18 protein-coding genes are annotated in these 23575 nt (G+C 43.2%); 12 read left to right on the top strand and 6 right to left on the bottom strand.

Translation table 11 applies throughout. The features are described 5' to 3' along the window. Window positions 1-14 precede the first annotated feature (14 nt). Window positions 15-1730 (bottom strand): MASE1 domain-containing protein, encoded by a 1716-nt coding sequence (locus DQQ10_RS04765; RefSeq protein ID WP_112745618.1) that lies wholly within the window; start codon window positions 1728-1730, stop codon window positions 15-17. Between the two features lie 195 nt (window positions 1731-1925). Between DQQ10_RS04765 and DQQ10_RS04760 the strand changes: the two genes are divergently transcribed. The 9 genes from DQQ10_RS04760 (at window position 1926) to DQQ10_RS04725 (ending at window position 11863) form a co-directional block, all read left to right on the top strand. Next, on the top strand, window positions 1926-3092 hold the full coding sequence (locus tag DQQ10_RS04760) for a formimidoylglutamase (protein ID WP_112745617.1): 1167 nt from the start codon (window positions 1926-1928) through the stop codon (window positions 3090-3092). Window positions 3093-3114: 22 nt separating this feature from the next. Further along, window positions 3115-3270: a hypothetical protein gene (locus tag DQQ10_RS27855; protein WP_165823792.1), complete on the top strand. Its 156-nt coding sequence runs from the start codon at window positions 3115-3117 to the stop codon at window positions 3268-3270. Window positions 3271-3274: 4 nt separating this feature from the next. After that, the gene (locus tag DQQ10_RS04755) at window positions 3275-4558 is read left to right on the top strand and encodes a hemolysin family protein (protein WP_112745616.1); all 1284 of its coding nucleotides are present in this window, start codon (window positions 3275-3277) and stop codon (window positions 4556-4558) included. A 102-nt stretch (window positions 4559-4660) separates the two neighbouring features. Next, window positions 4661-6769: a peptidylprolyl isomerase gene (locus DQQ10_RS04750; protein WP_112745615.1), complete on the top strand. Its 2109-nt coding sequence runs from the start codon at window positions 4661-4663 to the stop codon at window positions 6767-6769. Window positions 6770-6826: 57 nt separating this feature from the next. Beyond that, window positions 6827-7090: a DUF493 family protein gene (locus DQQ10_RS04745; protein ID WP_112745614.1), complete on the top strand. Its 264-nt coding sequence runs from the start codon at window positions 6827-6829 to the stop codon at window positions 7088-7090. Between the two features lie 63 nt (window positions 7091-7153). After that, window positions 7154-7390, top strand: coding sequence for a 4a-hydroxytetrahydrobiopterin dehydratase (locus tag DQQ10_RS04740; protein ID WP_112745613.1), 237 nt, complete (start codon window positions 7154-7156; stop codon window positions 7388-7390). Window positions 7391-7402: 12 nt separating this feature from the next. Continuing rightward, window positions 7403-8092, top strand: coding sequence for a 16S rRNA (cytidine(1402)-2'-O)-methyltransferase (gene rsmI, locus DQQ10_RS04735; RefSeq protein WP_112745612.1), 690 nt, complete (start codon window positions 7403-7405; stop codon window positions 8090-8092). An 86-nt stretch (window positions 8093-8178) separates the two neighbouring features. Beyond that, window positions 8179-8979, top strand: a complete 801-nt coding sequence (locus tag DQQ10_RS04730; protein ID WP_112745611.1) for an inositol monophosphatase family protein — start codon at window positions 8179-8181, stop codon at window positions 8977-8979. A gap of 49 nt (window positions 8980-9028) precedes the next feature. Next, window positions 9029-11863 carry a M16 family metallopeptidase gene (locus tag DQQ10_RS04725; RefSeq protein ID WP_112745610.1) on the top strand — a complete coding sequence of 945 codons (2835 nt, stop codon included), beginning with the start codon at window positions 9029-9031 and terminating at the stop codon, window positions 11861-11863. A 98-nt stretch (window positions 11864-11961) separates the two neighbouring features. Here DQQ10_RS04725 and DQQ10_RS04720 read toward each other — a convergent pair whose 3' ends face one another. The 4 genes from DQQ10_RS04720 to DQQ10_RS04705 all read right to left on the bottom strand — a co-directional run bounded on the left by DQQ10_RS04720 (window position 11962) and on the right by DQQ10_RS04705 (window position 17787). Continuing rightward, window positions 11962-13155, bottom strand: coding sequence for a homogentisate 1,2-dioxygenase (locus tag DQQ10_RS04720; RefSeq protein WP_112745609.1), 1194 nt, complete (start codon window positions 13153-13155; stop codon window positions 11962-11964). Between the two features lie 216 nt (window positions 13156-13371). Next, a complete protein-coding gene (locus DQQ10_RS04715; RefSeq protein WP_112745608.1) occupies window positions 13372-14715 on the bottom strand; it encodes a Gfo/Idh/MocA family protein in 1344 nt (447 codons plus the stop codon). 22 nt (window positions 14716-14737) lie between these two features. Continuing rightward, on the bottom strand, window positions 14738-16087 hold the full coding sequence (locus DQQ10_RS04710; protein WP_112745607.1) for a 3-keto-disaccharide hydrolase: 1350 nt from the start codon (window positions 16085-16087) through the stop codon (window positions 14738-14740). 5 nt (window positions 16088-16092) lie between these two features. Further along, complete coding sequence (locus DQQ10_RS04705; protein ID WP_112745606.1) at window positions 16093-17787, bottom strand: GMC oxidoreductase; 1695 nt, start codon at window positions 17785-17787, stop codon at window positions 16093-16095. 351 nt (window positions 17788-18138) lie between these two features. Between DQQ10_RS04705 and carB the strand changes: the two genes are divergently transcribed. Next, on the top strand, window positions 18139-20955 hold the full coding sequence (gene carB / locus DQQ10_RS04700) for a carbamoyl-phosphate synthase large subunit (protein WP_112745605.1): 2817 nt from the start codon (window positions 18139-18141) through the stop codon (window positions 20953-20955). Window positions 20956-21078: 123 nt separating this feature from the next. Here carB and DQQ10_RS04695 read toward each other — a convergent pair whose 3' ends face one another. Then, window positions 21079-22299, bottom strand: a complete 1221-nt coding sequence (locus DQQ10_RS04695) for a DUF5018 domain-containing protein (protein ID WP_221409659.1) — start codon at window positions 22297-22299, stop codon at window positions 21079-21081. A 242-nt stretch (window positions 22300-22541) separates the two neighbouring features. Here DQQ10_RS04695 and DQQ10_RS04690 point away from each other — a divergent pair, with 242 nt between their 5' ends. After that, window positions 22542-22745 carry a hypothetical protein gene (locus tag DQQ10_RS04690; protein ID WP_112745603.1) on the top strand — a complete coding sequence of 68 codons (204 nt, stop codon included), beginning with the start codon at window positions 22542-22544 and terminating at the stop codon, window positions 22743-22745. Window positions 22746-22766: 21 nt separating this feature from the next. After that, on the top strand, window positions 22767-23558 hold the full coding sequence (dapF, locus tag DQQ10_RS04685) for a diaminopimelate epimerase (RefSeq protein ID WP_112745602.1): 792 nt from the start codon (window positions 22767-22769) through the stop codon (window positions 23556-23558). Window positions 23559-23575: the final 17 nt, after the last annotated feature.

Genomic DNA, 23575 nt, shown 5'->3' with positions numbered 1-23575 from the left:
GTCTTTTGCTGAAATTAAGCGATCTCCGGAATTCGTAAATTGACTGTAGTTCCTTTTCCTACCGTCGAATCAATGGAGATGTTTCCGTTGAGCTTGTCAATCGCTTCTTTCACAATGTAAAGACCAAGTCCCGACCCTGCGCCATCGTCAGTAGCGCGATAGAACATCTTATAGATATTTGGCAAGTGTTCGCGCTCAATACCTTTACCATTGTCTTCAATAGAAAGCGTAACGTTATGATCCGCAATTTCCACATCAACCTTGATGACGGGATCTTTCCCGTTGCGATAGCGAATCGCATTGGAGATGATATTATTTAAGATCACCTTTAACCTCCAACGATCGGAATAAAAAGGCTTTTCTTGTTTAATACGAATAATCTTTTCAACAGATTTCCCCGTCGATGTTGCAAACTTTAATTGGCTAAATGTTTCATCGATCAATGGCTCGAAGAATATTTCTTCCCGTTTTACTTCAAGCCTTGAGTTTCTCGACTGATCCAAAATTTCTTTTATAAAATGATCCTGTTGAAGCGCACTTTTGTTGATCATGTCGAGATACATGTCTTTCATTGTGGCTTCTTGATCCTTCCGTGCGAGGTTAATCAATCCTAGCACCGAGGCAATTGGCGCGCGAAGGTCATGCGATACACTGTATACAAAATTGTCAAGCTCAGTATTGCGTTTACTAAGTTCTTGATTGGTCCGTTGAATTTTTTCTTCCACCGTTCTTCTCGAAGTAATCTCATCGTTAAGTGCGCGGGTACGCTCCTCAACCATCGCCTCAAGATTTTCATTAAACTTTTGCAATTCATGTTGCACGTCGATACGTTCTTTGACGGTTGCGCTAAGGATAAGCGTTGTGATCGAAATCACGCCGATAAAAATTTGCAAGAGTAACATAGAATCATCTGGCGTTGTCAATACAAATGGACCATTGTTCACCGTTGTATAATAGACGGACACTAATGCGGTAGTTAGCACACCAGAAATTGCCACCAAAAGTTCAAATCGAAATGCCAACCACAATAAAAAGGGAAGTACTAAAAACGGGAGTGACCTTTCCAACGTCATCGCTAAATAATCAACTTGCAGTAAGAAGTAGATGCTGGTGACGCTGAAGAGAAATATGCCGATCTCCAGGAATTTCTTTGGTTTGATCCTTTGCTTCATGCCTTGTGCGATGGCAAGAATGAACGGCGTGAACAATAAAATTCCTACAACATTACCGATCCACCAAGAGAACACATTTCTCAAGAGCGTGTCTGTCGACGTTACATGATTGTAGAACAAACTCGCAGCGCCGATGCCCGCACCGATAACGCAAACGAATAACGTGACGAATAAAAATCGAAAGGCATTTTTGGCGTGACGAAAAGGATAAGGATCTTTTATCCAAACCTTCATCAAATAATTTCCTGTAACCGCTTCAAGGGTGTTGCCGATGGCGATAAAGCAACTGATAGTAATGATGGTTTGCGCACCAAGATTAGGATTGTTCCAATAGGCCATCACATTAGCTACCAGTGCGCCTATTGTAATGCCTGGCCAGGCCGATCGTCCTAAGAGGATCATCAGTGCAAATGCTATCCCGGATGGAGGCCAAGTGGGTAGGGCAGTCGTGTTTTCGAAGGCCAAAAAATAACCAAGCCTCGCCGAGAGATAATATAACAACGCGACTCCTATAATCTGGAGGTCCCGCTGATATTTAAGTGGAAGTTTAATATTCACAAATAATTATCTCACTATCAAGTAAATATAATAATTGAAGCGAAACAAAAAAATTGAGACCGGAGTCGTAACATCGTTTTTAGGGGCGAGTGGTCAATTTTGCCGGTCGAAAGACCGTTTGCCGTGCACCATTATGCTTTACCTAGCCTCACTCAGATCAAAAATTGATTCTATCTTACGGAAGATTTTAAGCCTATGGATCTGACCATTCTTTTTTCACCTGTCGATGAATCGATTTATCACAACATCACCTCGCCGGGAAGCTTCCACCGAAACATTCGGGTTTTTGGTGACAAAATGCCTGACTATAAGGATGCCCACATCGCCATTTTTAGTGTCGCTGAATCTCGCGGTTCAAAAAACAACGAAGGATGCAACGCAGGCGCCGATGAAATCAGACGAAAACTTTATAACCTCAAGAAAGGAACCGGCGCTTATCGCATCATCGACCTCGGGCACCTCAAGCCTGGGCACGATTTGGATGAGTCGTATGTGCGCATCAGCGAAGTATGTAGAATGCTGTTGGAGAGCAATGTATTGCCGATCATTCTGGGTGGATCACATGATCTCGATTACGGGCAATACAGCAGTTACGAAACACTTGAGAAGCTTGTCAGCTTTTTGAACATCGATGCGTCACTCGACCTTGACGACCGCAAAGACGAAAGCAGCACACCAAGTACACAGCACATTCATAAAATTCTTCTTCACGAGCCAAACTACCTGTTCAGTTACACACACCTTGCGTATCAAAGTTATTTGATCGATCCAATGTCGGTGGCCATTCTCGAAAAGCTTTACTTTGAAGCGTTCCGCATTGGACAGATTAGAAATAATCTTCAAGAAATTGAGCCCGCAATTCGAACGGCCGATCTTTTGTCTTTCGATATTACAGCGATTCGATCTGCTGATGCTCCCGGAAATGCAAACGCACAACCCTTCGGACTAACTGGCGAAGAGGCCTGTCAATTGTGTTGGTATGCTGGCTTGAACGAAAAACTTAGCTCGGTTGGGTTCTACGAATACAACCCTTCATTTGATGACGCACATAAGAAAACAGCTGCTGTCATTGCAACGATGCTCTGGTATTTTATAGAAGGATACTATCACCGAAAGCATGAACAAAATTTCAAAAGCAATGACTTTCTTAAGTACTCGGTATCGATGCCGGTAGAACCTGAAGTCATTACGTTTTACAAAAGTAAATTCAGTGAGAAGTGGTGGATAGAGGTACCTTATCCAAATGGACGCGAACGCTATTCGAGAAACAGCATTGTACCCTGTAGTTACGCCGACTACCAAACTGCCGTGAAGGGTGAAGTCCCAGAGCGATACATCAACATGCTCGCGAAACTGATCTAACAATTGCAAAAGCATTCTCCTTATGAAACTCGCTGATATGTTAATCCTTTCCCTCGCCGTGGTATTCCTCATTATCGGAATTCACCGTGTGATGGTAGGTGGATTAGGTGACGCCTATTGGGCTTTGATGTTCACGATGATTCTTTTTTTTCTACTCGTACTGAGAAAGAAAAAATAAAACGATGACAACCGATGTTGGTTATGCCGCGCTTTCTTTACTCCTGGCAGTGATTTTTTCAGGTGCCGAAATCTCTTTCTTGTCGAGCAACAAATTGCAACTTGAAATTGCGTCGCGGGAAGGATCGATGACTGCGAAGATCATGTATTTCTTTGTAAGCAAACCAGAACATCTTTTTTGCACCTCCCTGTTGGGAAACATTCTGTCGTTGGGATTTTCTGTTTTTTACCTGCTAAACGTTCTCGAAGCATTGTCACCGCGAGAGTTTAACCACCTCACGAATGTGTCGAGTATATTTTTGTTTATCCTGGTCGTCACTGCGATGATTGTGCTCGTCGGGTATATCATCCCGAAATGTTGGGCCATGATCAGCCCCGAACGTGTGGTCACACTCATTACGGTTCCATTTATCATTTCCTACATTGGGTTACTTCCTTTTACTTACGGCATTATTTTAACCCATCGCTTCTTTACCAGAAAATTGTTGCGACGAAAGGAAATTGAGCATCGCCCGTTTTTTCGCATTACACCACTCCAAAAAGTTATTGATGACAAGCCCGCGTCTTACGTTGGCGACGAGCGAATTCTCGCCAGTGCGATGGACTTCAAGACAGTAAAAATTCGCGACTGTATGATTCCACGGACTGAAATTGCGGCGGTGGAGATTACGAATACGATCGACCAATTACGGAAGGCTTTTATGGACAGCGGCCATTCAAAAATTATGATCTTCAAAAAAAACATCGACGATATCATTGGGTATTGCCATTCGTCGTCGTTGTTTCGGCAACCTTTCAGTATCCATGACATTCTCATTCCGGTGATCACAGCGCCGGAAACAACGCCAGCCAATGAGCTTATGCAAAGGTTCATTGTCGAGAAGAAGAACGTTGCGGTTGTCATGGATGAATTTGGTGGCACAGCGGGTATTGTGAGTGCAGAGGATATTGTCGACGAGATTTTTGGCGCACCGCCGAGCACCGAATCGGTGGAAGAGAATCTTCTAGAAGAACAGCTAGACGAGCGGACTTATCGTTTTAATGCCCGTTTGGAAATAGACTACCTGAATTTAACCTACAAATTGGGTCTGCCGGTGGGCGATTACGATACGTTGGGCGGGCTGATACTAGCACATACTGACAACATTCCTTCGGTTGGTGAAATTATTAGAATGACACCCTTTAATTTCACGATTCAAAGCATTTTCAGCAACCGGATTGGGGTGGTTAAAATTACCGTCGACGACGTCAAAAATGACGAAAATTCAGCTTCGGGCGAGGCTAGCTAGCCTTTTGATTCTCAAGGATTACGGATTCTCAACCTTTTTTAAACACGATATTTTTCTAATACGGATATCGGGTTAAATTTGCGGCTCTTTAAAATTTAGATTATGGCATTGATAGGAACTTTGCGTGATAAGGCGGGCATCGGATTAGTGGTGTTCGTGTTTGTCGCGATTTCAGCATTTATTCTCGGTGATATCTTCAGTGGTAATTCCAACATCATGAGATGGGGCGCCGATAAAGTAGGCACCATCGCCGGTAAAGAAATCACCAAAAAAGAATTCGACGCTACTGTGCTCCAAATGGAAGAACAATATCGTCAGCGTGCACAACGCGACCCGGGTGAACGCGAAATGATCGGTATCCGTCAACAAGCATGGGAGCTTTTGATTGCCAAGTACGCATTCCAACCACAATTCGAAAAGGTTGGTATTACGGTTACGCAAGAAGAACAGCTTGACATGATCGAAGGTGTTAACATCGAAGAAGGACTTCGTCAGGCTTTTGTGAACCCTCAAACTGGCGAGTTCGATCGCGCTATGATGCAGAACTATATTAGCCAAGCAAGAAGTAATCAAAACTCGCAAGAGTACTTACGTCTGAAGATGTATGCGGATAACCTCGCACCTGCGCGTGCCCGTATCAAATACGAAAACCTTATTCTCAAAACAGGCTATGTCACAAAGGCCGAAGCTGAACGTGCTTATCACGCACAAGAAGATGTAGCTGAACTGAAATATCTGTATGTTCCTTTCTTTGCCATCAGTGATTCTGCTGCACAAGTTTCCGACAGCGACCTCAAGGACTTTTATCAGAAGAACATCGAACGCTTCAAAACAGAAGCCACTCGCGATATCAAGTATGTTAGCGTACCCGTTGTGCCATCTGCTCAGGATAGCGCCATCGTACAGGACAAACTTGCAAAAGCACTTGAAGCTTTCCGTACTACATCTAATGATTCCGCGGTTGCTTACCAATATTCATTAAGCAACACGCCATTTGAAAAATACAACAATGGTACGCTTCCAACTTTCATCAACCGCGATAGCCTCGTGGAGGGTAAAGTGATCGGCCCTATTGTTGATGGCGACTCGTACAAGATTGTAAAAGTTTCTAAAGTGACGAACGACACTGTTTCTTACGCTAGTGCTCGTCACATCCTAATTACTTGGACCGATTCAACGGATGCTGCAAAAGCTGACGCAAAAACACGTGCAAACAATGTATTGGATGCCATCAAAAAAGGAGCAGACTTTGCAGGTCAAGCAAGTGCATTCAGCCAAGATCAATCTAACGCGCAACGCGGTGGTGACTTAGGATGGTTTGCAAACAACGGCACCATGGTGAAGCCTTTTGAAGATGCCATCTTCGGCGCTACCAAAGCTGGACTTCTGAACGAAGTAGTAGAAACACAGTTTGGATACCACATCATTGATGTCACTAATCCAAAAACAAACAGAGCTTATCAATTGGCTATTGTTGAAGAACAAATCATTCCATTGGATGCATCTATCAGCGCAGCGTTTACGAAGGCAGAGGCATTAGCAACTGCATCTGATGTGGAAGACTTCGAAGCAAAAGCAAAAGAGCAAGGTCTAACGGTTCTCGAAGCGAAGAGCATCCGCGCTAGCGACAGAGGTGTTAGCAGTCTCGGCGAGGCACGCGCAGTAGTACAATGGTTGTACCGTGAAGCAAAAACAGACAAGGTTTCTCAGGTGTTCGAACTTGAAGGACAAAATGTAGTTGCTGTTATGACAGGCGAGATCAAAAAAGGCCATCGCCCATTTGAATCCGTTAAGAATGAAATTACGCCTGAAGTACAAAAAATTGTAAAGGGCAAAGCAATCGCTGCGAAGCTCAATGGCTTAAAAGGGACGTTAGACGAAATTGCAGCTGGCTTCGGAAAAGAAGCAACTGTTTATACTTCTAGCAACGTGCGCTTAAGTGGCAATGGATTACCACCAGCTGTTAATTACGATCCTGTTGCCGTGGGTGTATCCTTCTCCCTTGAGAATGGGAAGCGTTCACAACCTTTCAATGGTGAAAACGGTGTTTTGATTGTTGAACTGCAAAACAAAACTGTTGCACCTGCAATTGAAAACTACACGCCGTATTCACAACAACTTCTGCAGAGCCTGAACATGGCCGGATATAGTATCTCCGAGGCCATCAAAGAAAAATCTGATATTGAAGACGAGCGCTATAAGTTCAACTAGGAATATTAAAAATTTTAATGAACGCCTCCTGCTTGTCGGGAGGCGTTGCTTTTTAAGATGAACGAAGAATGGTTTAACAACTTTAGAGAGAAACTGGACCAGCACTACGCCTGGCCCTCACTTTACATTTATAAATTCATTGTGCCGAAAGGGAAAGAGGAGGAAGTCAAGAAACTATTTCCTAAGCATGCTGTGACTGAAAAACTTTCTAAGCAAGGGAACTACACAAGCGTTACAGCACAAGTGATGGCCAATTCAAGCGACGAGGTTATTAGAATCTATGTTGCTGCCGCAGCGATTGAGGGCATTGTCGCCCTTTAGTGGCAACCTTCCATAGCGATGTGCAGAAAAAATCGTAAATCGATATTCTAAATCGTTTTGACTATGGAATGGATACAGGAGAACAATCGGCTGAAGAAAACATTCAAGTTTAAAGATTTCGTTACGGCTTTTGGGTTCATGTCAAAAGTTGCCTTGCTCGCGGAGAAGATGGATCATCATCCGCAATGGACGAACGTTTACAACACCGTGAGCTTCGAACTATCAACACATGATGCCGGCGATGTCGTTACGGACAAAGACCATAAACTTGCAAAAGCTATCGACGCCGCAGCCAGTTAGATCGAACAATAGATGTCAGAAAAAATCATCAACCTCTACATAGTTCCCACACCGATCGGCAACTTGGGCGACATCACGATACGTGCATTGGATGTTCTAAAAAACGCCGACCTGATTCTCGCAGAAGACACGCGAACATCGGGCTTTTTATTGAAACACTATGAGATTGCAAAACCCTTGCAGAGTTTTCATAATTTCAACGAGCATAAAATCGTATCGTCGCTGATCGAACGGATGCAAAAAGGTGAGCGTATGGCGCTTGTCTCTGACGCGGGCACACCAGGAATTTCAGATCCGGGGTTTCTCATCATCCGTGCATGCTTACAAGCAGGGCTTCAGGTGGAATGCCTCCCCGGTGCTACTGCGTTTGTTCCTGCACTTGTTAAATCAGGACTACCTTGCGATCGATTTGTGTTCGAAGGTTTTCTTCCCCATAAAAAAGGTCGCCAAACGGCACTCAAGAATCTCGCTGCTGAAGAGCGCACGATGGTATTTTATGAATCGCCCCATCGCCTCGTAAAGGCACTTGAACAGTTCAAGGAATTTTTCGGCGCCGATAGGCAAGTTTCTGTCTCGCGCGAGCTCACCAAAAAATTTGAAGAGACTACAACGGGTACGGTCGAAGAAGTTTTACACTATTATCAAAGCAAAGATGTGAAAGGCGAAATCGTAATTGTCGTCGCCGGTAAGCAATCTGATTAACCTACCATTTATCAAATTATAATTTCATCGCGTGTTAGTTTCATTCTTGATGAGTATATTTCATTAATCAAGAAAACAATATCGCAATGGATTTAATCAGTATCGATAAACGCGTAGCAGAGCTTTGTGTAGAAGTTGGAGATTTTATCCAGAAAGAAGGGGCAGGTTTCGATCTCAGTAAGATTGAACAAAAGAACAGTTTCAATAATTTGGTTTCCTACGTTGACAAGGAAGCTGAACGAAGACTGGTTTATAGCCTTCACAAAATAGTACCTGAAGCTGGCTTCATCACTGAGGAGGGTACCGTTGAACAGTCCAAGCAAAATACTTACAACTGGATCATCGATCCACTTGATGGTACGACCAATTTTCTTCACGGCTTACCGATTTATGCAATCAGTATTGGGTTAACGCGTGGAACAGAAACGATATTTGGCGCAGTGTATCACGTTGTGCGAAAAGAGTGTTTTCACGCGATAGAGGGAGGCAAAGCATTTTGCAACGACCATGAAATTCGTGTATCGTCGGTTCCCTCATTAGGCGAAAGTTTGCTCGCAACTGGATTTCCATATTATCATTCTGAAAAGAAAGATGCTTACCTCGACATCATCAAAGAATTTCTATATAAGACACATGGCATTCGACGCCTGGGCAGTGCAGCGATTGACTTAGCGTATGTGGCATGCGGGAGACTTGAAGGTTTTTTCGAATATAATTTGAACCCGTGGGACGTCGCTGCAGGAGCATTCATCGTTCAACAAGCCGGCGGAAAAGTTACCGACTTTAAAGGTGGAAATAACTTTTTATTCGGCGGCGAACTGTGTGCGGCAAATGGTCACATTCATCAAGAAATGCTTAATCAGATCAAGCCACGTTGGGGATACTAATCAAATTAAACGATCACTTATTATAATCATCTCAATAAAACCTCAATACATGTTACGGTTTCACAAACTACTACATTCCATTAGCCTTTGGACGTATGCACTTACGCTGTTGTTTCTCGGGCAATCCGTTGTTGCACAGGAAAAATTAAAAGAGAAATTGCCGATTGATCCAACTGTTAAAATTGGAAAGCTGAGCAATGGCTTGACTTACTACATTCGTAAAAATGTAAAACCCGAGCGAAAGATTGAACTTCGACTTGCTGTTAATGTAGGCTCAATACTTGAAGATGACGATCAACAGGGACTCGCGCATTTTGTTGAGCACATGGCATTCAATGGGTCCAAAAATTTCCAGAAGAATGACATCGTCTCGTTCTTGCAATCGATCGGTGTTGAATTCGGCGCTGACCTCAACGCTTATACAGGATTTGATGAAACTGTTTACATTCTTCCCATCCCAACGGAGAAAAAGGAAAACATTGAAAAAGGATTTCAAATCCTTGAAGATTGGGCAAGTACTGTCGCGTTCGACGGCGCGGAAATTGATAAAGAGCGAGGCGTTGTATTGGAAGAATCGCGCGGCGGAAAGGGTGCTGAAGATAGAATGTTTCGTGTTGTTTATCCAAAGATGTTTCAAGGATCGAAGTATGCAGAGCGACTTCCTATTGGCAAAGACGATATCTTAAAAAACTTCAAGCACGATGTGATCAAACGATTCTATCGCGATTGGTATCGTCCCGATCTTATGGCCGTCATTGTGGTGGGCGACATCGAGCCAGCAGAAGCTGAGCGCTACATCAAAACACATTTTGAAAAACTAAAGCCAGTTGCTAACCCAAGACCACGCGCATATGCAGATGTACCAGCGCGCGCAACTTCTGAGGGACTTGTCGTTACCGATCCAGAGGCAACAAATCATGTGATTGAGATTTATTATCCATCACAACGCGAAAAGGAAACAGTTACTGTTTCAGACTATCGCGAATATCTCGTTCGCCGCTTATTCACAAGCATCTTGAGTCAGCGTATGCAAGAGCTCGTGCAGAAGGCAGATCCTCCATTTGTTTTCGGCGGAACATTTGTCGGCGGCTATGCACGTGGCTATGAGTCATTCCAATCCATCGCTTACCTTGCAAAGGGTGGTCCGGAAGCTGCAATCAACGCACTTGTTCAAGAAAATGAGCGCGCGCGGAAGTTCGGATTCACCGCAGCAGAGCTTGATCGCACAAAAAAAATGATGATGAAAGGTATTGAGCGTAGCTTTAATGAGCGCGACAAAACTGAATCCGCAAACCTTGTTGATGAATATGTGAATCACTTTCTGCAGCAAGAACCGATTCCTGGCATAGAGAAAGAATTCCAGTACCATAAAGATTATCTCGACGCAATTACGCTCGAAGAGGTGAATGCTTACACGGCAAAAAATTTACCTAGTCCAACGACGCCAAAACTTGTCGTACTCCAAGGACCAGAGAAAGCCGACTTTAAAATGCCAACAAAAGAAGAACTTCTTGCAATGGCAGAAACGGCAGCCAAAGCGGAAATCAAACCGTACGAAGAAAAAGCAATAGCTACCTCGTTGCTAGAGAAATCTCCAACCGCAGGAAAGATCACCGCCACGAAAGAAAATACAGCCATCGGAACAACGACCGTTACATTGAGTAATGGCGTTACCGTAATACTCAAGCCAACTGATTTTAAGAATGATCAAGTAATCATGAATGCGACACGTTTCGGCGGGCAGTATTTGTTCGACGCCAAGGATCGTTTCAGCGCAGAGTTCTCGTCGGTTGTGATTTCACAAATGGGCATTGGAAGTTTCTCACCTGTTGATTTACGAAAAGTCCTTGCCGGAAAGAGTGCCTCTGTTTCACCACGCATTGGCCCGATTTCAGAAACACTCACAGGAAGTTGCAGCGCTGTTGATTTAGAGACCATGCTCCAACTTGTCTACTTAAACTTTACACAGCCAAGAAAAGACCAAGAGCTTTTCACGTCGTTCGTTACCAAGCAACAATCGCTTTATCAAAACATGACGTCAAATCCTGAATTCACTTTTCAGGATAGTGTGTTCAACATTTTATATAAGGGACACGCATGGTCACCGAAAGTTCCAAAAGGAGAAAACATCGGCCTCATCAACCTCGACAAGGCCGTTGAAATTTATAAGGCGAGATTTGGGGACGCTACAGGATTCACTTTCGTCATCGTTGGAAAATTTGATTTAGCGCAAATCAAACCTATGCTCGAAACGTACCTCGGTAGTCTTCCTGCATCAGGCAAAAAGTCAACGTTTAAAGATCCAGGATTGCGTCCGGTAAAAGGTGTTGTTAAAAAAGAAGTTCGTAAAGGAACTGAGCCCAAAAGTTTCATCCGTTTATTCTGGAACGGCGAAACACCATACAATGAAACAGAGAATTTGAAAATGCAGGCATTGTCTGAAGTACTCAACATCAAGGTGATTGAAAAATTACGGGAAGATCTTGGTGGAATTTATTCTGGCGGTGTGTTTGCAAGAATGAGCAAGTATCCGTACAGCAACTATTCATTCGGCATGGCACTCCCGTGTGGACCAGAAAATGTAGACAAACTTATCACAGCAGCGCTCGAAGAGATTGCCAAGATTAAAAAAGATGGACCGACCGAGGCTGACCTTAACAAGGTAAAAGAAACTTGGAAGCAACAGTATGTTGTTAACGTGAAAGAAAATAATTTCTGGGTATCACAACTCATACAAAGTGTTGAACTCGGTGCCGATCCAACAGGTATTCTGTCGTACGAAAAGCGAATTGCCACCATTACGCCTAAAGATGTGAAAGACGCAGCCGTGAAATATTTGACTGATAAAAATTATGTTCAGGTAGTCTTGAACCCGGAAAAATAATTCAGATCGAGTTTCAAATGCATAAAAAAATAAAAAATGCTGCTCTTCATTCGAGCAGCATTTTTTTGTTGTATCGTCTCATAAAATGCCCATGCTGCTCAAGGTGTGTTGATTTCGTGAAACGATTCTCCTCCATTGTCTGTCCAACTCATGGGATATTTTTCATCGAGAAATTCCAGTGAATCCGTTGTGAGGTGTAGTGGATGAAATGTATCAATCATCACCGCCAGCTCATGCGTTTCCTTTGCTCCGATACTTTTCTCGACGGTGCCTGGATGCGGACCGTGAGGCAAACCGCCGGGATGAAGTGTAAACGATCCACGTTCGATACCTCTTCGACTCATAAAATTTCCTTCGGCATAATACAAGACTTCATCAGAATCAATATTACTATGATTATAAGGAGCCGGAATTGCGAGCGGATGGTAGTCGAACAATCGCGGCACGAACGAACAGATTACAAAATTCTTCGCTTGAAATGTTTGATGCACTGGTGGTGGCTGATGAATTCTTCCCGTGATCGGCTCGAAGTCGTGAATCGAGAAAGCATAAGGCCACAAAAATCCATCCCAGCCAATAAGATCAAGAGGACTATAGTCGTAAATATATTGATGCAAAAATCCTTGCTTCTTAATCTGCAAAAGGTACTCACCTTTTTTTGTTTCCGTAATCAACTCATGCGGAGGACGAATATCGCGTTCACAATAAGGCGAATGCTCTAGAAGTTGGCCGAGTTGATTTCGATAACGTTTTACAGTTTCTATAGGACTTGTCGATTCAATGATGAGTAACCGGAGCGGGCCATCTTCAAACTCCAGTTTATAAATCACTGTACGCGGAATAACCACATAATCGCCTTGCTTAATATCGAGTTTTCCAAAGGGAGAAATTAATACGCCCTTTCCGTCATGAACGAATATCACTTCATCGCCTTCAGCATTCTTGTAAAAGTAGTCCATCTTCCGTTGTTGTGGCGAACAGATTGATATTGAACAATCATTATTCATCAGCAAAACTTTCCTTGCATTCAAAAAATCCTTTCCCGTCTCTCCCACCTTCGATGTGTTTAGATGCGTTTGCTGTAGCGCATAATCGTCAACACGTTTCGGGCCATAGCGAACTGGTGTTTTGATTTCTTTGATGCGCGTTGGAGGATTGATGTGATATAAATTTGAGTACACACCAGAAAAGCCTTCTGAACTGACCAGTTCTTCTTTGTAAAGACTTCCGTCTGGCTGGCGAAATTGTGTATGCCGTTTCGGTGGAATATTACCGAGTCGATAGTAGTACATGGTTAATGCGTTTGCTTACGTCGACTAAATTCAATCAAATTATGAAATAAGCAAAGCATTGATGAGAATGTCTCCGTGACAAATGAATCACGTCATCGCACAACGAATTTTATTGGGATTTTTTTGAAAAAGATTGAGGAGAACAGAAGAAGGTTTCGCGATCAACGACACGTCTTCCCCGGGTTAAACCCGGGGAAATAGAAAACAAGATATATGCTAATACTTAAATACTTTTCCTCCTGCCATCACCTCTTGCGTTTTTTCATCGAACGTTACTTTCTCGCCTGTTCGTGCCGCGGCGTTCGTCATAATAGTTGCAATGGAATGATAGTATCCTGCTTCTACCGGCGCATTTGGTTGCGTTCTGTTCCTAACACTCTGCATCCAATTTAGCATGTGATTAGAAGTCAATACATCGCCACCAGTAACCGCAGACGCCACTACTTTCTCCGCACTCACCGTGATATCTGTTTCAGGCAAAAGATTAGCATGTAGGTTCATCGCTTTCGCATGATTCTCTTGCATCCCACCACGCGGGGTTACCTTGTTCGTATTCAAATTCAGTTCGCCCCCATTTGAGTAGTAAATCTCCGCCGGGTTTTCATCACCATTACCCATACGAGAAGAGAAAGTAACTTGGAATCCCGATGATCCATCTTCGGCACCATAGTCGAACACAGCCGTTGTTGTATCCCAATTACGTCTACCATCTTTCCAAATGTATACACCTCCGTTGGCCACGACGCTACGCGGATGTTTTAATCCTGTAAACCAATGTACAGTATCTATTTGATGACTCATCCATTGCCCAGGCATACCTGACGAATAGGGCCAGAATAATCTGTATTCTAAATATTTTCTTGGATCGAAATTTTCAAAGGGACGATTCAATAAAAATCGTTTCCAATCTGTGTCTTGCTCTCGAAGCTCTGCTACCAATGCGGGGCGACGCCAACGCCCTGGTTGATTAACATTCCAACTCAGTTCAACCATCACAATGGGACCAAACTTCCCTGCTTGAATGAATTCTGCAGCTGCATGGTAATTGTTTCCACTCCTCCGCTGCGAACCTATTTGAACGATCTTGCCCGATTCTTTAACCGCCTTTAGCGCCGCGCGATTATCCTCCATCGTTTCAGCGAAAGGCTTTTCGGTGTATGCATCGCAGCCAGCTTTTACGGCCTCGATGGTATGAATCGCGTGTTGAAAGTCAGCCGTGCTGATGATGACAGCATCTAGATCTTTGATCTTGTACAATTCATCGTTATTCACACAAGCCTGAATATCGTGGCCAAGTTTTTCTTTTAAGAAAGCTTGTCCTTCTTCTCTACGCTTCTTCCAAAGATCAGAGACAGCAACGATATCGAAATTGCTTTTCTGATAGTGATGTGTGAACGCAGGGAAAAGCGAATATTTAAAACGATCAGAAAATCCGACTACACCCACTCTAATCTTATCATTAGCGCCAATGATGTTCGCATAACTTTTTGCACTGAAAGCCATAGCACCCAACGCCACTGCTGCAGATTTCTTAATAAAGTTTCTTCGGTTTGATTTCATATGTTAATCTTTAATCGACGACCTACTTAAGAATTTTAATTTTAATGCTGCGAAACGACACTTTATCACCGTGATCCTGCAGCAAGATTCTACCCTGTTCCGCCATCCCAAAATTTTGCCAATCTGCGTACTTGCTGCGCGCGACGAGTGCTTTAAAAATGTTATTGCCACGTGTGTACTCAATTACTTTATAACCGTTCAACCAATGCTCAACACGATTATCAGGATACACTATGACACGGCCTTGATTCCACTCGCCAATTTTTTTGATGCCGCGTGGATTCTTTGCCGCCGGAATCAAGTCATAGAGTGATGATAATGTACGATTCCCAACAACGCCCATTTTGGCGTCAGGGTGTTTGTCATCATCTAGAATTTGAAACTCTAGACCGATAGCGGAACCTTGATTGTTTTCTTTTTCAGTTACAAAATATTTTACCCCGCTATTAGCACCTTCAGTTAACTTAAATTCAAACTGCAGATCGAACGCAGCATACTCATTGTTCGACACAATGTCTCCACCATTCCGCGATTCTGCTCCATCAGATTTTACAACAGAGAGTGTACCGTCTTTAATTTCCCAACCGGCCTCTGGAAATTTATCCTTGTATGCACCTCGCCATCCTTCCGTAGTTTTTCCGTCCCAAAGCAACACAATGCCATTTGCTTTCTCTTGTTCCGTGATCTTGTTCGGCAGAAGATTCAATTGAAAAATATTATCAATTGGCGATGCTTGAAGATTCTCCGTCTTAATTCGAATATTCTTGAACCATACTTTTTTTCCAGCGTCCTTCGCATCGTTGATTGAGTGCACTTGGAGTGCGATAAAACCTTTTGGTGTCATGTCGTCGACAATATTTGCACACGGTATACCATTGATCCAGGTACGCATGTTACTTCCGATGGCTTCAATACGAATTGTATTCCACAGTTGATTCTTATATGCATTCTTCGCAGCCACGTTGTACTCTAAAGGATACAACCATTGACGACGTGATTCATCATAAATTCCTCCACACCATTTACGTGGCGTTGGATCAATGTCGAGCTGATACCCAAATACTTTTCCATCTTCCGGTCTTTGCTCACTTCTAAATTGCACGCCGCTATTCGTACCGTCGTCCATTTTGAATTCAACTTCGAAAATGAAATCACCAAAAAGTTCTTCTGTTGCCAGAAAAGAATTTGGCGATTCAGCAACCGTTGTTCCCACGATCATACCATTCTCCACGGCATAAGGAGCCTTTCCATTAACTTGTTTCCACCCTGAGAGGTCCTTTCCATTAAAAAGATAGCGCCAAGTTTTATCCTTCTTCTGTGCAAAAGAAGGAATGGACAACACCAGCAGGAACATCAAAATTCGATTCGTCATTTTTATTATAGGTTTAATCGGTTTAGTTCTTTCACAGCATAGTCGCATGCTCTGGCGGTAAGCGCCATGTATGTAAGCGACGGATTGACACATGATGAACTTGTCATGCATGATCCATCGGTTATAAAAACATTCTTTACATCATGCATCTGATTGAAAGCATTCAACACTGAAGTCTTTCGATCACGCCCCATACGAGCAATTCCCATTTCATGATTTGTATTACCAGGTGCAGACGTATTTATAAAACTTTTTACGTTTTTGAATCCTGCAGCTTCAAACATCTCTGCCACTGATGCAGCCATGTCCTTCTGCATATTCAACTCATTCGATTTATACTCGCAGTCAATTGTCAATGTATTTCGTCCAAACTTATCCTTCTTATCCGTGTTAAGCGTAATCCGATTCTCTTGATAAGGTAAACACTCACCATATCCGTCGAGTTTAATTTTCCATTGCCCCGGCGTCTGAACATTTTCTTTTAGTGACACGCCTATTTCTTCACTCATGATGTGGCTATGCCATCCGTTTCGATAAGCCCCGCCCATCAATCCAAATCCTCTCCGATAATCTTTACGCTCGTTACTAAGATTTCGGTATCGTGGTACATACAATGTATTCGGCCGGCGCACATAATAATAGTAATCTTCATATCCTTCAACATCAGCGGTTGCCCCAGCGTGTTTGTGATGATCCATTAAATTCCTACCCACTTGATCACTATCATTTCCCAATCCATTTTCAAATCGACTCGACATTGAGTTCAGCAAAATAAAACCGGTTGCCACAGTGTTTGCATTGAGAAAGATGATGCGTGCGAAATATTCTGTTACTTCATTTGTTTCCGTGTTAATAACTTCTACACCTGAGGCTTTTCCCTTTGCTTCATCGTACAGCACACGATTCACCAGACTATTCGGAAGTAGTGTTAAATTTCCCGTGGCAAATGCAGCCGGGAGTGTACTTGCATTGGTGCTAAAATATCCACCCCACGGACAACCGCGGTGACAAAGATTTCGCGACTTACAAACACCGCGACCTTTAACAGGCTGAGTGAGATTTGCAATGCGCCCCATAATGATTTTCCTACCCGAAAACTTCCCTTCAATTGTTTTCTTAAAGTCAGCTTCGACGCAATTCATTTCCATTGGTGGTTGAAAGTGGCCATCGGGCAAATGCGAAATTCCTTCCGACTGACCACTCACACCGATAAATTTTTCAACATAATCATACCAAGGGGCAAGGTCATTGTAGCGAATGGGCCAATCGACGGCGACACCCTCCTTTAAATTTGCCGTAAAGTCTAAATCACTCCATCGATAACAATGTCTTCCCCACAGCAAACTCTTTCCACCCACAACATCGGGTCTAATCCAATCGAAGCGTTTGACTTCGGTGTATGGATTTTCAAGATCATTGATGAAGAAATGTTTATTCGCTTCCTGATAAGCATAATGACGATGTTGTATCGGACTTCTCTCAATATCGGCGAATGTTAATTCATTCCGGTGCGGTAGCTCCCACGGATCTTTGGTGGAATTTGGATAGTCAGGATGTTGTACATTTTTTCCGCGCTCAAGCAATAACACTTTCAATCCTTTTTCGCAAAGTTCCTTCGCCGCCCAACCGCCTGAAATTCCAGAACCCACGACGATGGCATCGTAAGTTTGTTTTTTTGCTGCATCAATATTCAACATCATAGGTCTTTAAAAACAAGATTTAAAAGATCCAAAATTCTGACGACCCATGGAAAATAAGTTTTTCAAACGGTGACGGGAAATATTCTGTTTGTCTATCTATAAAGAGACGTGTTTTAGGAATGCTACCCTTACAACGCGAAGGCTGGAATTGCTACAAGCTGCAGGGCTCAAGTTAAAAGCCATTTACTATTAAAGCTTAAAAACTCGCAGCTTGTAACTTGCGGGCGCACTTCGCTATAAAAGCTAACTTTCGTAAGGCTTGAGATTAAATTTTGCCAATCCCTTCGCGATTACTTTCCATGTTTTATTTTTGCGAGATTTTGTTCATACCACTCCACTACAAAAGAAAAAATGCCAAGAGATAGAAGTATTCGCTCGGTCCTCATCATCGGAAGCGGGCCGATTATCATCGGCCAAGCCTGTGAATTCGATTATTCAGGTTCTCAAGCAGCAAGATCGCTGCGAGAAGAAGGAATTGAGGTTGTATTGATCAACTCAAATCCTGCCACGATTATGACTGACAAAGTGACGGCTGATCACGTGTATCTGAAGCCGCTCACCAAGAAATCAATTCGGGAAATACTTGAAAAACACCACATTGACGCAGTTCTTCCAACCATGGGAGGTCAAACGGCGCTCAACTTGTGTATCGAGTGCGACAAAGCTGGAATCTGGCAGCACTACGGGGTAAAAATTATCGGTGTCGACATTAAGGCTATCGAGACAACAGAAGATCGCGAAAAATTCCGCTTGAAGATGTTGGAACTCGGTGTTGGTGTCTGCAAAGGTGGAACAGCAACATCTTTCCTTCAAGGTAAAGAGATTGCACAAGAGATCGGATTCCCGCTCGTTATTCGCCCTTCTTATACATTGGGCGGAACTGGTGGCGCTTTCGTGAATTCTCCTGATGAATTTGACGAAGCGTTAAATCGTGGACTTCATGCATCTCCGATCCATGAAGTGTTGGTAGAGCAAAGCATCATGGGCTGGAAAGAGTATGAGCTCGAACTTCTTCGCGATAGTTTAGGAAACGTTATTATTATCTGTTCGATCGAGAACTTCGATCCAATGGGAATTCATACTGGTGACTCTATTACAGTAGCACCGGCCATGACGCTCCCCGACACAGTTTATCAGCACATGCGGAATCTCGCGATCAAGATGATGAACGGTATCGGTAAGTTTGCTGGTGGATGTAACGTGCAGTTCTCTTTGAATCCAGACAACGACGAAGAAATCATCGGTATCGAGATCAATCCACGCGTATCTCGTTCCTCGGCACTCGCTTCAAAAGCAACGGGATATCCGATTGCTAAAATTGCTGCAAAACTTGCGATCGGTTACAACCTCGATGAGTTGACAAATGCAATTACAGGAACGACAACGGCTTACTTCGAACCTGCCATAGACTATGTGATTGTAAAAGTTCCACGTTGGAACTTCGACAAATTCCACGGCACAGACAGACGCCTCGGATTACAAATGAAATCGGTAGGTGAAGCCATGGGTATCGGACGTAACTTCCAAGAGGCTTTACAAAAAGCATTGCAGTCTTTGGAGATACGCCGAAATGGAATTGGCGCTGACGGGAAGTCGCTCACTAAACAAGATGAACTTCTTTATAGCTTAGAGAATCCATCATGGAACAGAATATTCCACATCTACGATGCGATGAAACTTGGTATCGCGATGAAGACTATTCAAAAGCTTACCAAGATCGATCGTTGGTTCCTCAAACAGATTGAAGAACTCATCGAAGTAGAAAAGAAAATTGCAACATTCACGATCGAATCGTTGCCAACCGATCTCCTTCGTTCAGCGAAAGAAAAAGGATTTGCTGATAGACAGATTGCACATATTTTGAATTGTCTTGAAAGCGAAGTCTACAAAAAGCGTAAAGACGCTGGCATCAAACGTGTTTACAAACTAGTAGATACTTGCGCCGCCGAGTTCGAAGCAAAAACACCTTACTACTATTCGACTTTCGATAAAGAAAATGAATCGATCGTTTCGAACAGGAAAAAGATCATTGTTCTCGGGTCAGGTCCGAACCGTATCGGTCAAGGTATTGAATTCGACTATTCTTGCGTTCACGGCGTACTCGCTGCGAAAGAAGCTGGTTACGAAACCATCATGGTAAATTGTAATCCAGAAACGGTGTCTACAGATTTTGACATCGCTGATAAACTTTACTTCGAGCCTGTATTCTGGGAGCACCTTTTCGATATTATTGAACATGAAAAACCTGAGGGTGTAATTGTTCAGCTTGGAGGACAGACTGCATTAAAACTTGCAGAGAAACTTCACAAGTACGGCATCAAAATCATTGGTACATCATTCGATGCACTTGATCTCGCTGAAGACCGTGGACGTTTCTCTTCATTGTTAAAAGACCTTGGCATTCCATATCCTGAATTTGGTGTTGCAAAAAATGCCGATGAAGCACTTGAAGTTTGCAAGACAATCGGATTCCCATTGCTGGTTCGCCCTTCTTACGTGTTGGGTGGACAAAGCATGAAGATTGTAATCAACGAGCAGGAGCTTGAGCATCACATTTTAGATATCTGGAAGCATTTGCCTGATAACAAAGTTTTGCTCGATCACTTCCTCGATGGCGCCATTGAAGCAGAAGCCGATGCAATTTGCGACGGCGAAGATGTTTACATCATCGGTATCATGCAGCACATTGAACCGGCAGGTATTCACTCAGGCGACTCTTACGCGGTATTGCCACCTTACAATTTGGGAGACTTCGTGATCAAACAGATTGAACATTACACACAGAAGATTGCTGTCGCGTTGCAAACTGTAGGATTGATCAACATTCAATTCGCAATCAAAAATGATAAGGTGTACATCATCGAAGCGAATCCAAGAGCATCGAGAACCGTTCCATTTATTTGCAAAGCTTATGATGAACCTTATGTGAACTACGCTACGAAGGTTATGCTTGGCGACAAGAAAGTAAAAGACTTTACTTTCAATCCTACGCGCAAAGGTTATGCAATTAAAGAACCTGTGTTCTCTTTCCATAAATTCCCTGACGTGAATAAGGAACTTGGACCTGAGATGAAATCTACGGGTGAAGCGATTTATTTCATTGACGATTTAATGGATGATTACTTCTTGAAAATTTATTCAGAAAGAAATCTTTACTTGAGTCGCTAAGCGAAACATTTTTCATAAAGAAGGCTGCTTATAAACTAGGCAGCCTTTATTTTTTTAGTGCGTTGTAAAAGCGAAGGGCTGCCCTTTTCAGGACAGCCCTCGTATAAGATAAAATTTTATTGCTTATTGAATCTTAATCACATCGCCGTACTCTTCACTCGACACAAAGTCAACTTCAACGGTGATCACATATGTACCTACTGGGAATTCAGGAGGAATAGCGAACGTCACTTGCGTGCCTGCAGCATTAGCAATCCCGCTTCTCACAGTACCGACCCCACTTGTAAAAGGAGTGAAAACAATATTCGTCGCTACGCCAGCTTTCTTTAAGTTCGTTCCCGTGATGATCATCGTCTCGCCACGGTTGTAGATAAACTCTTGAATGTTTGTAATCGTCGGTTTTGGTGTAGGAGGCTCCGTAACTTCAATAATACCATCGAAAGTTACCTCAACGTCATGGCTCACTACACTCAGTTCATGATCACCTTCAAATATGTTCTCTGGTAATTTTGCTGTAATTGAAGTGGCGGACTCTGATATGATGGTTAACTTAAATTGGAAACCATCTTGCGTCAGATAAACCTTGTTCTGGCCTGCAGAGCCAAAGTACTTGCCGGTAATCACGATAGTCGCCTCCGGTGCTACAGTCGTTTTATCAACGGCTGTAATCATTGGATGATGACGAACTACTGCGACTGTGTTTTCCAATTCCAGCGATTGCGTTCCTACAAACACTGTCACTGTATAATTTCCTACCGGAAGATCAGCAGCGGCTTTCAGATAAATAATTTCATCTCCTGATCCTGCTGTCGGTGTGTAGGTGTATTCTGTTTCTGTTTCAACATTCTTCAAAACAACCTTGCTCGTTCCGCCGCTAAAGCCATCGCCAGTAACAATAAAGATGTCATCTTGCTGTATTTCCGTTCCTTCTTCGAATTCATCCACTTCAAAAGTTACAGTTTGACTCACGGTTACAGTCACAACATAATCTTGCGTTGAACCGTCTTCAGCAGTAACAGTGTATGTTACTGGGTTCGTAAAATTTTGCGCTACGCCAGAAGCAGGTGCCACCGAAGATTTTTCAGAAACTGCAATTGTTGGAACAAGCGCAGTAACATTTGTGCCTTTTAAAACAGTAAGAGCCACTGTCTTTTTCGACTCGTCAACAACACCAGCGACTTCAGGAGCAAGTCCAGAGAATTTAAAGGACGTAATTGCTTTCGCATTACTTTTTGAAGGTTCTGGCTCCGGATCCGATTCATCGCTTCCACAACCTACAAGACTCACCGTGGAAACAAAAAGTACAACGTACAATAGTAGATAACCGAATTTCATTTTTCCCATATTAAAAAATAGTGTTTCGTAATGGCTGCAAAGATATAGGGCCATGAGATGGCTCAACGTCCGTTCATCGAGTGTGTAAGGAATAAGATGTTATTGTATAATCATGATGACGCCGAAAAAACATTTAAAATGGCAGCTCCTGTAACTCAATGATTTATCAACGTTCAAGCAAAATAAATAGGTTGGCGAATCCGTCTTGAACCTATACCTTTGTTCTTACGTTTGAGTTAAAAATTAAAACCATGTCGTTCAGATATCTTCTCGTACTCGGTCTTATTTTTTACGTGCTCTATAAAATAGGGAAGTTTTTCTTTAAAGCCGGCGCAGCGTCACAACAGCTTCGACAATATGAGCGCATGCAGCAACAGGCAGACGCCGCCAGAAAGGCAGACAAAAAGCGTAGCCGCAAAATTGGCGAGTACGTCGACTACGAAGAAATTAAATAAGTACTGCTATCTTTTCCGTTCGTGAAAATTCACTTCTATAAATACCAGGCTACAGGCAACGACTTCGTCATCATTGACAATCGGGTGAGCCGCCTCGTTTTCACGAAATCTCAAATTGAACAAATCTGCGATCGCAAGTTCGGCGTGGGTGCCGACGGCCTTATGTTAATCGAAAGACATCCTTCACTCAATTTTAAGTTAGAGTATTTTAATAGTGATGGTTCTCAAAGTCTTTGTGGGAATGGAAGCCGAGCCGCAGTTCATTTCGCAGCGACCTTGGGAATTGTAAACGGTAAATCCACTTTCGAAGCGTTCGATGGCCCTCATGACGCTCAACTCAACGGGGAAATCGTCAGTATAAAAATGAATAATGTTAGAGAAGTAAAGTCAATCGGCGACGACTTCTTTATCAACACGGGCTCTCCACATTACATACGTTTCGTTCAGGACCTCAAGAATTACCCCGTATTTGAAGAGGGTCGAAAAATTCGTAATAGCGAGACATTCAAGCCAGGCGGAACGAATGTTAATTTTCTAGAAATCCTTCCGAATAACGTGCTTTTTGTGCGCACCTACGAGCGAGGTGTCGAAGATGAAACACTTTCTTGTGGTACGGGCGTAACGGCCGCGGCATTGGCTGCCTCACTGAAGGGATTGACCTCGCCAATCTCCATCAAGGCACTCGGAGGCGACCTATCCATCGAGTTCAAAAAGCCGAAATCTTCAGGCGACAATGGCCACTCCGTCATGTTTGAGGATATTTTCCTCGTCGGGCCTGCCAAAATGGTGTTCGAAGGCCATTTGGAACTGTAATTGTACCCGCGTAATCT

The organism is Pseudochryseolinea flava (assembly GCF_003286915.1).
Taxonomy (GTDB): Bacteria; Bacteroidota; Bacteroidia; order Cytophagales; family Cyclobacteriaceae; genus Ohtaekwangia; species Ohtaekwangia flava.
This window is presented reverse-complemented; position numbering and strand designations above follow the sequence as displayed.

Coding starts and splice junctions, on each gene's coding strand:
- DQQ10_RS04760 (WP_112745617.1), top strand. CDS start 1,926: ATGGATCTGACCATTCTTTTTTCACCTGTCGATGAATCGATTTATCAC.
- DQQ10_RS27855 (WP_165823792.1), top strand. CDS start 3,115: ATGAAACTCGCTGATATGTTAATCCTTTCCCTCGCCGTGGTATTCCTC.
- DQQ10_RS04755 (WP_112745616.1), top strand. CDS start 3,275: ATGACAACCGATGTTGGTTATGCCGCGCTTTCTTTACTCCTGGCAGTG.
- DQQ10_RS04750 (WP_112745615.1), top strand. CDS start 4,661: ATGGCATTGATAGGAACTTTGCGTGATAAGGCGGGCATCGGATTAGTG.
- DQQ10_RS04745 (WP_112745614.1), top strand. CDS start 6,827: ATGAACGAAGAATGGTTTAACAACTTTAGAGAGAAACTGGACCAGCAC.
- DQQ10_RS04740 (WP_112745613.1), top strand. CDS start 7,154: ATGGAATGGATACAGGAGAACAATCGGCTGAAGAAAACATTCAAGTTT.
- rsmI (WP_112745612.1), top strand. CDS start 7,403: ATGTCAGAAAAAATCATCAACCTCTACATAGTTCCCACACCGATCGGC.
- DQQ10_RS04730 (WP_112745611.1), top strand. CDS start 8,179: ATGGATTTAATCAGTATCGATAAACGCGTAGCAGAGCTTTGTGTAGAA.
- DQQ10_RS04725 (WP_112745610.1), top strand. CDS start 9,029: ATGTTACGGTTTCACAAACTACTACATTCCATTAGCCTTTGGACGTAT.
- DQQ10_RS04720 (WP_112745609.1), bottom strand. CDS start 13,155: ATGTACTACTATCGACTCGGTAATATTCCACCGAAACGGCATACACAA.
- DQQ10_RS04715 (WP_112745608.1), bottom strand. CDS start 14,715: ATGAAATCAAACCGAAGAAACTTTATTAAGAAATCTGCAGCAGTGGCG.
- DQQ10_RS04710 (WP_112745607.1), bottom strand. CDS start 16,087: ATGACGAATCGAATTTTGATGTTCCTGCTGGTGTTGTCCATTCCTTCT.
- DQQ10_RS04705 (WP_112745606.1), bottom strand. CDS start 17,787: ATGATGTTGAATATTGATGCAGCAAAAAAACAAACTTACGATGCCATC.
- carB (WP_112745605.1), top strand. CDS start 18,139: ATGCCAAGAGATAGAAGTATTCGCTCGGTCCTCATCATCGGAAGCGGG.
- DQQ10_RS04695 (WP_221409659.1), bottom strand. CDS start 22,299: ATGGGAAAAATGAAATTCGGTTATCTACTATTGTACGTTGTACTTTTT.
- DQQ10_RS04690 (WP_112745603.1), top strand. CDS start 22,542: ATGTCGTTCAGATATCTTCTCGTACTCGGTCTTATTTTTTACGTGCTC.